Origin of the sequence: Stappia sp. (assembly GCF_048268045.1) — a bacterium.
GTDB lineage: Bacteria > Pseudomonadota > Alphaproteobacteria > Rhizobiales > Stappiaceae > Stappia.
The window spans coordinates 340,660-354,413 of sequence record NZ_JBLWWG010000003.1 but is presented as its reverse complement, the minus strand read 5'-3'; the positions used below and the strand labels follow the sequence as shown (position 1 = coordinate 354,413).

At 65.9% G+C, this 13,754-nt stretch carries 4 protein-coding genes; 3 read left to right on the top strand and 1 reads right to left on the bottom strand.

Annotated features, from left to right (window positions below; translation table 11 throughout):
- Window positions 1-8 precede the first annotated feature (8 nt).
- Both ACN0WF_RS06720 and ACN0WF_RS06715 read left to right on the top strand, forming a co-directional pair.
- Window positions 9-668 carry an amino acid ABC transporter permease gene (locus ACN0WF_RS06720; protein ID WP_417772030.1) on the top strand — a complete coding sequence of 220 codons (660 nt, stop codon included), beginning with the start codon at window positions 9-11 and terminating at the stop codon, window positions 666-668.
- A 21-nt stretch (window positions 669-689) separates the two neighbouring features.
- A complete protein-coding gene (locus ACN0WF_RS06715) occupies window positions 690-1,496 on the top strand; it encodes an amino acid ABC transporter ATP-binding protein (RefSeq protein WP_417772029.1) in 807 nt (268 codons plus the stop codon).
- A 13-nt stretch (window positions 1,497-1,509) separates the two neighbouring features.
- Here the strand turns inward: ACN0WF_RS06715 and ACN0WF_RS06710 are convergent, their stop codons facing one another.
- A complete protein-coding gene (locus tag ACN0WF_RS06710; RefSeq protein WP_417772028.1) occupies window positions 1,510-2,001 on the bottom strand; it encodes an ureidoglycolate lyase in 492 nt (163 codons plus the stop codon).
- Between the two features lie 421 nt (window positions 2,002-2,422).
- On the opposite strand from ACN0WF_RS06710, the gene ACN0WF_RS06705 reads away from it, so the two are divergent.
- The gene (locus ACN0WF_RS06705; RefSeq protein WP_417772027.1) at window positions 2,423-13,657 is read left to right on the top strand and encodes a beta strand repeat-containing protein; all 11,235 of its coding nucleotides are present in this window, start codon (window positions 2,423-2,425) and stop codon (window positions 13,655-13,657) included.
- Window positions 13,658-13,754: the final 97 nt, after the last annotated feature.

Sequence of the window (13,754 nt, the reverse complement as noted above, 5' to 3'; positions counted from 1 at the left end):
GGGCAGGGATGGAACTCGATCTTTTCGTCCGCTACGGCCCGGCACTCCTGTCCGGCTTCGGCGTCACCATCCTGTGCTGGATCGTCGGCACGCTCGGCGGGTTGCTGCTCGGCTTCGCCATCGCCTGCGCCTATCGCTGGAGCATCGCTCCGGTGCGCTGGGCAATCGACGGCTACGTGGAGCTGATCCGCGGCACGCCGTTCATGATCCAGCTCTTCATTCTCTACTACGGCGGCCCGCACTTCGGGCTGGTGCTGACGCCCGTGCAGGCCGGCATCCTTAGCTTCATCGTCTACGGCAGCCCGTATTTCGCGGAGATCTTCCGCTCCGGCTTCAACGCCATCCCCCGCGGCCAGATCGAGGCCGGACGCTGCGTCGGACTTCCCGAGGCAACGATCCTGCGTCGCATCGTGTTGCCGCAGATGCTGGTGCCGATCACCCCGCCACTGACCAATTTCATCATCATCCTCAGCAAGGAGACGGCGATCCTTTCCGTCGTCACCGTGCCGGAGCTGCTCTACGAAACGCAGACGATGGCCGCCGAGACCTTCACCTTCGTCGAGCCGTTCCTGGTGCTGTCGCTGTTCTACTGGCTGATGGTCATCGTCACGAGCTGGCTCGGCGGGCGGGTCGAGGCCCGCGTGACGCGCCACCTGAAGCGCACCTGAGACAGGACCCGAAGAGACCCCATGCGCCCAGACACCACCGCAACGGATGCCGCACCGATGATCACGGTGCGCGGCATGAGCAAGTCCTTCCAGGACTTCAAGGCCCTGCAGGACATCGACCTCGACGTGAACCGCTCCGAGGTGCTGTGCCTGATCGGCCCCTCGGGCTCGGGCAAGAGCACGCTGCTGCGCTGCCTCAATTTCCTCGAGGCCTATGACGGCGGCGAGGTGCGCCTCGAGGGCGAGCTGGTCGGCTGGCAGGAGAAGGCCGAGCCGCGCAGGCCGGTCTCGCCCAGCGTCCTGCGCCGCCAGCGTCAGCACATCGGCATGGTGTTCCAGCAGTTCAATCTGTGGCCGCATCTGACCGCGCTCGAGAATGTCGCCGAGGCGCTGATCCAGGTGAAGCGCATGGGCAAGGCGGCGGCGCATGAGGCGGCCCGCGCGGCGCTCGCCAAGGTGCATCTCGCCGACAAGACGCTGAACTATCCGGCCAATCTGTCCGGCGGCCAGCAGCAGCGCGTCGCCATCGCCCGGGCGATCGCCATGGAGCCGAGCGTCATGCTGTTCGACGAGCCGACCTCCGCGCTCGATCCCGAACTCGTTGGCGAGGTGCTCGCGGTGATGAAGGAAATGGCGGCGGAAGGCATGACCATGGTGGTCGTCACCCACGAGATGGGCTTTGCCGCCCATGTGGCGGACCGGGTCGCCTTCCTCGACAAGGGACGGATGGTGACGCTGGCGCCGCCGGCCGACATCTTCGGCCGGGAGCCCGACGACCCGCGCGTCCGCTCGTTCCTGCAGACCTACCGCGAGCGCAACGTCGTGTGAGCGCCGCCGGCGGTCACACCGGCGCGATCACGGCGACGTCGTCCTCGGCGAAGAACACCTCCTCGAGGTTCTCGCCCGGCCCCTTGCGGTCGACGACGAGAAAGTCCTGCATGGGCTGAAGCACCAGCAGCGGATGATGCCAGACGCCGCGCGCGATCTGTACGCCCTGGTCGCCGCGCGCCAGGAAGCAGCGGCAGGCGGCGGCCTCTGGTCGATCCGAAACGACGACCAACCAGGGGTGGCGCTCCATCGGCACGAAGGCCTGCGACCCGCGCGGATGGCGCTCCAGCATGCGCAGCGTCACCGGCGCCGGCCAGGGCGTTCCCCGGAAGATCGAGAGAATGGCTTCCCCCTCCTCCCCCGGATCCGCCGTCGCGCAGGCGTGAAACCGGCGCGTACGCCCCGCGTTGATCAGATGGCTCGCCGCCTGACGGGCCTCGATCACCTCGCCATAGGGCGCAAAGGCTTCGCCGGTCAGCGGTTCGGGTATCAGAAAATGGCTCACGCGGCGCTCCTGCCTCCTGAATTCGGCTGCATGCGAACGGCAGAACACCTCAGCCGCGGGCCGGGTCTCCGTCACATCAACGACACATTCATAAAACCAGCAATATTCATATAAAACAAATACTTGGAAAAGCCATGTAGCGGATCCGCAACAATTTCGACAAAAAATTAACTCAAGGGTATGGATTCGACCATGGGCATTGCATTCCCTCGAGTCATCGCGGATCTTACCAGCGGTTGTATCAGCATAGCGCCACGTCTTAATTTCGCTAGTTCGCATCTATTGCACCTGGGAGGGTGTCATTTCTTACCTCGGTCACCATCAGCGCTTCCTCTCGGGAGCGGGGCGCGAGCTCCTGTGCTCATCCTGCGTCGCGGCGCTGCTCGCGGGAACGTCCGGGGCGGCTCTCGCCCAGGATGCGTTGCCGCAGCAGTGGGGGGCCTGGGGTGAGATCGGCGCCCAGGCGGGCTCGGAAGCCAGCGGCTTCCTCGAGGGCTTCATGCCGCTCGGCCAGGATGGCAGCAACCTCGTCTTTCTCGACATGCGCCTCGACTACGGCGACAACAGCCGGGGATCGTCCTCCTTCGGCCTCGGCCTGCGCTCGGTCGTCGGCAGCAACCTCATTGTCGGCGCCAACTCCTTCATCGACGTGGTTCACACCGACAATGGCAACTACCATCTCGGCGCGACCCTCGGGCTCGAGGCCTTCACCTCGATCTTCGATCTGCGGCTCAACGCCCATATTCCGCTTCAGGGCCGCGCGGACGCCGGCTCGTTCGTCGGCGGCAGCGGCGTCTCCGTCGTCAACAACCAGATCGTCGAGAACCGGGTCCGCAGCGACCGCCGCGAGGCGCTGCTCTATGGCCTGACCGCCGAGATCGGCGCGATGTTCGATTCGCCCTTCGCCGACGACCAGAGCATGCGCGCCTATGCCGGCGCCTATGTCTACGACCGTAACGGCTTTCGCACCGAGACCGGCGCGCGCCTCGGCCTTGAGTACCAGATCCACGACGTCCTCAGCCTGACCGGCTCACGCTTCACGCTGGGGGCCGAGCTCGTCTACGACCGGCACGACAAGCTCGACGCCGTCGCCACGGCGCGGTTGCGGATTCCGCTGTTCGGCGGCGATGGCGCGCCGGATGCGGTCAGCGACCGCGACAGCGAACGCCACCGGCTTCTGTCGCGGATGGACGAAAGCGTGCGCCGCGACAAGGGCATCCGCGTCGGCACATTCGACAAGACCACCTCGGTCAACGGCGTCCCGGTGGTCAATCCGGCCACGGGCACCGCCTACGGCCGCATCTACTTCGCCTCCCAGGGCTCGAGCGGCACCGGCTCGGCCGTCGACCCGACAGCGCTCGCCACGGCGGTCGCGAGCGCCGGCGCCGGCGGCATCATCGTCGCCATGGGCGACGACGGCACGATCACCACCTCCGGGGTGACGCTGCAGAACGGCCAGACACTGATCGGCGGCGGACAGACCATCGCGGTGCAGCTCGCCGACGGCACGACGACCAGCTTCCTGCTGGCCGGCACCGCCGGCACCATCGACGGCGATCCGGGCGTCACCACGGTGACGGTGACCGACGGCGTGACCGTTCGCGGCCTGACCATCCAGGGCGGCAGCACGGTGATCGGCGGCAACAATGTCACCGGCGCGACGCTGACGGATCTCTCGATCCAGAACGCCACCGACGGCATCCGCATCACCAATGCCTCCGGCACGACACTGAACAACCTCTCCTTCAGCGGCATCACCGGCACCTCGATCTTCCTCAACAACGAGGCGGCGAGCCTGTCCGGCATCACCATCAACGGTGGCACCAACGGCATCTCGATCGCCAACAACACCGGTACGACGACCCTCTCCGACATCAGCGTGACCGGCGTCAGCGGCGACGCGCTGTCCTTTGCCAACAACACCGGCGTGATCAACGTCGTCGACTTCACCGCGACGAACACCGGCGACGACGCCGTCGTGATCTCCGGTGCCGGCACCTACGGGTTCTCCGGCGGCACGACGATCAGCGGACTGGGCGCGGGCACCACGAGCGACGGCATCGACCTGTCCGGCACCACCAACGCCACGCTGACCTTCGGTGACGTCGACATCACCGGACTTGGTGGCGGCACCGGCCTCAACATGGCCGGCGCGGACGCGACGGTGACCATGTCGAGCCTCGACGTGACCGGCACCGGCGTTGCCGGCAGCCGCGGCGTGGACATCAGCGGCACGCAGAACGGCCGCACGATCTCCATCGTCAACGGCGGCACGATCTCGAACGTCGGCACCGGCCTGGTGCTGGGCACATCGGGAGCGGCGCTCGCCGCGCCGGACGCGGTGTTCACCTGGGGTGGCGGCGACATCGGCGGCCTCGCCTTTGCGCTCGACGGCGTCGGCGTCAATGCCGCGAACGGCAGCTACTCCTTCGGCTCCACCGGCTTCACCGGCGGCTTCAATTTCACCACCTCCGGGGTGGCGAACTACTTCATCGCCGCGAGCGCGACGGGCGCCGGCGACGGCTCCTCGACCTCCGACCGCGCGACCATCGCCACGGCCATCGCGGCCGCCGCGGGCCTTGGGACCGTCAACTTCATCCTGATCAACGACGGATCGGAGATCGACACGTCGGGCCTGACCTTCGCGCTGGCCGACAACCAGACGATCGACACGTTCGGCGACGGCCGCACCTTCTCCTCCACCGGTTATGTGATCGCGGCCAACATCACCGGCTCGAACCTGCCGTCGGGCGCGGTGACCATCACCGATCCGACCGGAAACGGCGCGGCGACGCTCACCAGTTCCTCGGGCGCGGTCAGCACGATCCAGGTCGCCAATGGCAACACGGTGCGCAACATCACCGTTGGCAGCACCGCCGGCACGGCGATCTCCGGCTCCGGTATCACCGGGCTGACCATCGAGGGCGTCACGATCGGCTCGGGCGGCACGACGGCGCAGAACGGCATCTCGCTCACCAACACCAGCGGCACCGTCACCATGACCAACGTGTCGGTGACCAGCTCCGGTGGCAGCGGCCTGTCGCTCACCAATGCCGGCGGCACGGTGACCGGCAACAACGTCGACATCACCGGCTCGAACGCCCTGACCGTTTCCGGCGGCGACGCGGCGATCTCCTTCAACGCGTCCAGCTCGATTTCCAACAGCGCCGGCAACGCGGTCTCGATCTCGGGCCGCATCGGCGGCAGCTTCAGCCACTTCGGCAGCGTGACGTCGAATGGCGCCACCGCCGGCGGCATCTCCGTTTCGGGCGGCGCGGCAAGCAATGTGACCTTCGGCGGCATGGTCTCGCTCGGCACCACAACGGCGCTGACGACGGGCACGGCCGGCATTCTCCTGGACACCATCGACGCGGGCACCACGGTCGCCTTCGACGGCGGCCTCGACGTCGCGACCAACGGCATCACGGCCCTGTCGGCGGACAGCGGCTCCCTGCGTGTGAGCGATGCGACGACGGAGCGGCTGACGGCGACGGGCGCGGCGGCGCTGCTGGCAAGCAACATGACGCTCAACGCCAGCTTCGACGCGATCAACGCCACCAATACGGCCCAGAACTCGGTGACGCTGAGCAATCTCGACGGCGCACTTGCCATCAACGGTGGCACGCTCGACACCCTTGCCAATGCCGGCGCCTTCAACAGCGTGAGCCTGATCCAGAACGATACGGGCGCCACGCGCAAGCTCAAGCTGACCGTCGACGGCATGACAATCCGACACGACGCGACCGTCTACAGCAGTGCCAACGAATACGGCATCTATGTCGAAACACGCGGCGACGACCAGGCCGAAGTCGCGATTTCCAATTCCACCTTCCAGACCGAAGACAGTTCGGTTCGCGTCATGAGCTACAACAGCGGCTCCGTGGTCACCGCATTTGCCGACAATACGCTGCTTGGAGACGCCACGTCGGCGCGGCCGGATTTCTTCAACAATGGCATTGTCTTCGATGGCGTGATCTTCGACGGAGACACGAGCACCGCCGGCCTGCAAACCGTCAATGGCGGCACATTGACAATCGGCACGGCCAGCGTGTCGGCCAGCAGCGGCCTGTTCTTTTTGGGCACGAGCGGCACCTCCAACACTGCCGGGCGCATCGATTTCTCCAACTACACCGCTTACGCCTTCACCAGCGGCCTCCAGATTTCGGGCGACCAGTCGGGCCTGTCCCTCGGCATCGGCAGTGGCGCGATCACCGCAGCCACGGTTGCGCTTGGCTCCAGCAGCACTGTCGCCGGCAGTGGCGGCACCGGCGATATCACGCTGTCCAGTCTGACCCTGACGCAGAACAACGGCAACGGACTGTCGGCAAGCAGGTTCGGCGGCAGTTTCACGGTAACCGGCGCAACCTCCATCCTGGCGACGGAGCGTTCGACTATTTTTGGCGCCGATTACTACCGCAACGTGCTTCGCAACGGCATTGCGATCACGGATACGACAGCGAACTTCTCGTTCGGCGACATCACGATCGGAACCGCAAGCGGGAGTACCGGCGGGGCCGATGTGTATACGACCGGCGGCTCCACGGTCGGCATCAGTCTCGAGAACAACAGCGGCACCTTCACCTCCACGGGAACCGTTACGATCACCGACACGGTGGAAGACGCGATCCGCATCACCGGCACCAGCGGCGCAATCAGCTTCAACCGCGTCTCGGTCGTCAATCCTCACGCCGCGGTGATCCCGACGGGCACACCGCTTATCAACCCGCGCGAGGCGCACAGCGCCGGCATCGACATTTCCGGCACGATCGGCGGAACGATCTCCTTCAACGATCTCGACATCGCGCTCAATTCGGACGAGACGACCGGCATCGAGCTGACCGGCGCGACACTGAACGCCGCCGTCACCGCCAACGACTTCGACGTGACCGGCAACGGGTCCGCAAACACCATCGGCGTCGATCTGCGCGGCACGACAGGCGGCGGCACGGTGCGCCTCGGCGACAGTTCGGCCTCCGGCGAGTCCAGCAGCATCGCCGGCGTCAAAACCGGCGTCTGGCTCGATAGCTCGACCAATGCGATCTTCACCTTCGGCGATGGCGAGAACGGCACGGATCAAGGCTCGACGATTTCGGCCAATACCGCCATCGACGCCTCGTCCGCCCCCACGGTCGGAAGCTACGATTTCCGGGATGTGAACTTCACCAGCAGCCCGGGCCTCGGTTTTGGCACGGGTGACATCTACTTCGTGGATTCCGACGGCGCGACCGGTGGTGGCGACGGCTCGGGCAGCGATGCCTCCAACCCGATGACACTGGCGGCGGCCGAGGCGGCCGCGGGCGCCGGCGACATCATCGTGCTGATCAACAACGGCTCGGCCATCAATGTCGCGGGAACCAACGGCAACGACACGCTGAACCTGCTGAACCAGATGCAGTTGCTCAGCTTCGGCGACGGCGCCGGCGGCAGCCAGTCCGTCACCGTCAGCCTCACGGTTCCACCGACGATCCTGCTCTCGGCCGCCGGCCTCACCATCGCCGACCCGACCAACAACGGCGGTGCGGTCGTGTCCTCCACGGGCACCGACCCGCTTGTGGGGCTCGGCTCGGCCGGAAATCGCATTGCCGGCGTGATCCTCGATGGCGGAGGAACGACCGGCACCGGCATCTCGGGCGCGTCCTCCACCGGCCTGACCGTCGACCGCTCGATCATTCGTAATTTCACCGGCACCGGCATCAGCATCACCACCTCGACGGGCACCCAGGTGTCCAATGCGTCGTTCTCGGGCAATGCCAATGACATCTCGCTTGGAAACGCGTCCGGCTCCTCGCTTTCCAACATCACGTCGACGGGTGCGACGGGAAGGTCGATCTTCTTCGGCGCCAGCTCCGGCGCGAACAGTCTGAACAACGTGTCGATTGCGTCCGTGACAGGGGGCACCGGGCTTTATTTCCTCAACGCCGGCGGCACGTTCACCGGCACGAATGTCGACATTTCCGGGACCAGCGGCAACGCGCTCTACATCGAGGGCGGCGACGCCGCCTACAGCTTCGATGCCGCAAGCTCGATCGACATCACGTCGGGTGGCGCCGTCACCCTGCTGAACATCGCCGGCGGCAGCCTGACCCACGCCGGCACGGTGACGGCCAACGGCAACGGAGCCAGCGGCATCGCGGCCGCCGGCGCGACCGGCGCCTATTCCGTTTCCTTCACCGGCGCGGTCGACCTCGGCACCACGACAGCGATTGGCGGTTCCGGCGTCTCGGTCGGCAACAACGGGCAGAACGGCACGTTCAGCTTCGCCGACCTCGACATCAACACCGATGGCGGCTTCGGCATCCTGATGCAGAACGGCGGTTCGCTCGGCATCACGACCGGCAGCCTGGCCGTCACGAACGCCCAGGGCCTCAGCCTCGCCGGGTCGGACATTGCCGCCGGCGGCATCACCCTGACCTCGTTCAGCAACACCAGCGCCGGCACACCTCTGTCCATCGGCATGAACGGTGTCAGCGGCGGTGCCTTCACCGTCACCGGCACCACGACGATCAGCGGCACGACCAGTTCCGCGATCTCCATGACCAATGTGAGCGCGAATGTCGATCTCGGCACGGTCAACCTGACGCTTGCCGGCGGCGACGGCTTCCTGCTCAACGGCAACTCCGGCACGCTCACGGCCGGCGACACGACCATCGACATGGCCGGCGGTTCGGGCAACGCGGTCCGCGCGACCAATGCCAACGGCAACATGACGTTCGGCAACGTGGATGTGGTGAATGTCGGCGCCGGCACCGGCCTCAATCTGTCCGGCGGAACCTTCGACGGTCAGATCACCTTCGCCACCCTCGACATCACCGGCAATGGAACGGCCGGGTCCAAGGGCATCAATCTCACCGGCTATGACAACACGAAGAACGTGGTCACGACCGGCTCGAGCGCGATCCTCAATGTCCAGACCGGCATCGACTTCACCAACGCCAATATCGCCAATGGCGTGCGTTTCCAGTACGGCGACGGCGACGCCACGAACCCGGGTACGGAAAGCACCATCGACACGACCGGCTTCGCGCTGGTGACGACGGGCATGGGTGCCACCGGCGAATACGATCTGGAGGACGTGGCCTTCGGGACGGTGCTCGGAACCACCAACACCTCTAACCTTTCCGGACCGACCTACTATGTGGTCGGCAGCAACGGCAGCACGGGCGCTGGCAACGGCACCTTCCTGACGCCGGGCACCATCGCCGGCGCGGAAGCCTCGGGCGCCAATGCGATCATCCTCGTCGACAACAACGCCGACACCATTCGCGACGTGATCGATGTGGTCGCGCAGGACGACGGAACCTTCACGCTTGCCGACGGCCAGGCGCTGGTGTCCATGGTCAACGGCGAGACGGTGGACCTTGCGACGCTCGGCCTCAGCGGCGGCGGAGCTCCGGCCAGCCTGAAGCTCACGGGCATCAGCTCCAACACCCAGGTGACGGCGTCCGGCAATGCCGACATCGACAGCGTCCGCGCGATCCTGACCTCCAACGCCGCTGGCGGCACCGTGGCGCTCGCGGGGACCGCGACAATCCAGAACACCACGATCCGCAACACGGGCTCGGGTGACGGCGTCTCGGCCTCCTATTCGGCCAATGCCACGGCACGCATCCGCTCGAGCCAGATCTCGGGCGGCGGCGGCGGCGCCTATGCGGTGGACCTTGCAACCTCCGCCGGCACGTCCTCGGTGGAGTTGTCCGACGCAGCCATCACCGGCGGCATGCGCCTTGACGGATCCGGCGGCGGCACGCTGACAACGACGGCCACCGGCACCAACACGATCGCGGATGGCGGCACGGCCGGTGGCCTGGACCTCAACACGGTCGTGATCGGCGCCGCTGGCTTCACCTTCGACAGCCTGGCCAACAGCGGCAGCACCGGCAATGGCGTCCGGCTGCAAAGCGTCAGCGGCACGGGCACGCTGACCGTCGGTTCCGTCAGCGTCGACAATGCCGCCAACTACGGCATCTATCTCCAAAGCAGCTCCGCGACGATCAACCTGGGCACCGACACGTCGGGCACCGGCGTCCGGCTCGGCGCCAATACGTCCATCGGCTCCGCAGGCATCTACGTCTCGGCGGCGAGCGGCACGATCAACATCGGCAACGCCTCCGTGACCTCGCTCATCAGCGCCGGGGCAACCTCGACCAGCGCCTCGGGCGTGTCGGTCACGTCCAGCGATGCCGCGATCACACTCACCAGCCTCGACATCACCCGCACCGGAACGGGCAGCTTCGGCTCCGGTATCTATGTGAACGACACGAACGCCTCCGGCTCCGTGACGCTCAACGGCACCAATCGGATCAACAACACCGGCGGCGACGGCGTCCTTATCCAGGGGGGCAATGTCTCGCTGTCGAACCTGACCCTCGGCGACACGGCGACGGGTACGGGCGATGACATCACCCAGGCCGGTATCCGCATCGCCCATGCCGGCGCGGTCGACAACACCATCTCGCTGTCCAACATCACCATGGGCGGCGCTGCCGGCGACACCGGCGACATTGCCGGTCGCGGCATCAACGTGACCCATACCGGCACCGGCATCCTGACCGTGAACCTGTCGGGAACCAACGTCATCCGCACGACCGGCCAGGCCTTCGTCGTCAGTGACACGGCCGGCACGGTCACGCCCAATTCCGTGCGGCTGGCGCTGTCCGGCACCACCTTCGAGACAGTGACGGCGAACCAGCCGACCGTCTCGATCACCGGTCAGAACCTGTCGCCGACCTCGAACTCGGTCCAGGTGCGCGGCTTCGCCAACAACGTCGTCACCGGCAACGGCACGTCCGGCGTCGGCGGAGGCATCCGCTTCGAGAAGGTGGACTTCGACAGCGACGGCGCTGGAGCGACGGTCTCCGCCGGCACGCTGAACGTGGGCCAGGGCACGACCACGCGCGTCGCGGGCACCGGCGTCGCTTTCATCGACACCACGGGCGCGATCGATTTCGCCACGCTCAACATCTACAACAACAACGGCACCGGTCTCCAGGTCGACACCAAGACGAACGGGCTGAACACCGACTTCACCATGACGGGCGGCGGCTCGGGCACGGTCGACACGACGAACGGCACGGCGCTGTTCCTCGACCCGCTGACGATGAACCTGAGCTTCTCCTCGGTGCGTTCGACGAGTGCGAATGGGGCCGGAGGGCTCGGATCGGGCGTGTTCATCGACGCGGGCAACGCGTCGGGCGGCGCGGCAAGCCAGGCGCTCAACATCGGCACACTCTCGGTTACCGGGTCGTCCGGCGCAGGCCTGCGCATCACCAATTCGACGGGCACGTTCAATTTCGGAGCGACGACCATCAACAACGCCGGATCCACCGGCGGCGGTGTCGATCTCGACCTCGGTGCAAGCGACACGGCAACGGTGAATTTCACCGGGGCGCTCGACATCGACACGAGTGCGGGCACCGGCTTCGATGCCAACGCCACGAGCGGCGGCGCGCTGACGTTGAATGTCGCAAGCACCGGCACGCAGGAGATCAACACGGCGACGGGCCAGATCCTGCGGATGAACGACGTCACCATCGGCGGCACCGGCGTGTCCTTCGACACGCTCGCGGCTTCGGGCACGGTCTCGGGCGACGCCGTCAGGCTGTTCGATGTCGATGGCGGCGCCTTCAACGGGGGCGCGGTGAGCGTGGTCAACACGTCGGCCGCCGGCAACGGCATCGTGATTTCCGGCTTTTCCACGTCGACGTTCAACTTCACGTCCGCGACGATCGACGGCGCGGCGGGTGCCGGCATCCTTCTCAGCGGCGCAAATGGCGCCGTGACGTTCGACACGGTCGACATCGACGGGACGGGCGACGATGGCGTGGAAATCGCAAACACCCACAGTGCCGTGACGATCAACGGCGGCTCCATCGGCGCGACCAATGATCCGGCCGGCATCGCCGTGGATATCAACGGTGGTTCTGCCAATGTGACGATTGCCGCAGACATCACCAAGACCACTGCGAATGATCTAATCGAGATTTCCGGGCGCAGCGCCGGAACCGTAACCTTCTCGGGCAATCTGAGCGCGACCGGCGCGGCAGGCGGTATCCAGGTCACGGCGAACAATAACGGCACGATCAATTTCTCGGGCGGCACGAAGACGCTCAACACCGGTGCGAACACCGCCGTCAGTCTGACCAACAACAGTGGGATGACCGTCAACTTTACCGGCGGCGGGCTCGACATCGACACGACGAGCGGCGCGGGCTTCGTTGCCAGCAACAGCGGGACGGTCACCGTTCAGGGAACCGGCAACACGGTCAGTTCCACAGGCGGCGGCCGGGGTGTCGATCTGAGCAGCACCACCATCGGGGCCAGCGGTGTCACGCTGCAGTCGGTCTCGACGAATGGCGCGGATCGCGCGGTTTCGCTTGTCAACACCGGAACGACGGGCATCTTCTCGGTCACGGGCAGCGGCTCCACCGATGGCTCGGGCGGCACGCTTGTCAACAGCACCGACACCGGCATCTGGATGCAAAACACCGGCGACGTGCGCTTCGCCAACATGCAGGTCAATACCAGCACGAATTTCGCGGTACGCGGCCAGACGACCGCCGGCGTTCAGCTCACCAATGTCGACCTCATCGGCAATCACGGCAACGGCGCCAACGAGGGCGGCGTCTACCTGAGCGCTGCCAGCGGAACGGTCATCATCTCCGGCGGCACCTATCGTGGCGGCTTCGAGAACGCCATCGATATCGACAACACCGGAAGCGCCGGCACGCTCACGCTGACGATTTCGGGCGCCACGATCTTCGCGGGCGATGATTCCACCGCCGGCTTCGGCAATGACGCGCTGCTCATCGAGGCGAACGCCGGCACAATCAACGGCACCATCACCAACAACATATTCGCTGGTGCCCTTGGCGATCACATCCAGATCGTCGTTTCCTCGACCGCCAACCTCGATCTCGACATCGGCGGCACGGGTGTCGGAAACACCTTCCAGCGTCATGGCAGCAACCCGACCAGCGGCGGGGCCGGCGTCAATGCCGGGTTCTCCGGGTCAGGCACGATTGCCCTCGACATTCTCGACAATGACATGAGCGTGATCTACAGCGCCGGCTCAGGCATCAGCCCGGTCAAGATCCAAACCACCTCCACCTTCAGCGGAACGCTGACCTCGCAGGTCCGGAACAACACCATCGGCACGGCCGGTGCGATCGGGTCCGGTGCTGGCGGCAGCAGTGGTTTTGGCGGTTATGCCATGCAGTTCCTGTCCGATGGCGGCGGCACGGCCAGCTATGTGGTCAGCAACAACATCATCCGTGACTACAACGACTCGGGCATCAGGTTCTTCCAGCCCGGTGGTGGAACGCAGAACATCAAGGCGGTGATCACGGGCAACCAGATCACCTACACGTCCGGAGCGTCTTTCCCAGTTGCCGGCATCGAGATGGACGCCGGCAACCTCAACACCGGCTCGATGTGCGCGGAGATCACCGGCAACACCGTCACGGATCCCAAGGGGGCCCATACCGGCGGCATTTACGTCACGTCGGACACCGGCCACACATTCAACCTCGTGGGAACGCCAGTGGGCAGTTCCACGGGCCCGGCGATCGCAGGCGTGCTCAACGGCACCAACACGCTCACCGCGCCTTCATTCGGCGGCAGCAACGGCAGCTACAACATCGTTGCCGCCTGCCCATGAGGGCAGGCGGCAACGCCGCATGAGTGAACAGGAGACCTGCAAGGTGCCAGGGGCGGAATCCGCCTTCAAGCACAACCGGTAATTGATATTTTTTACA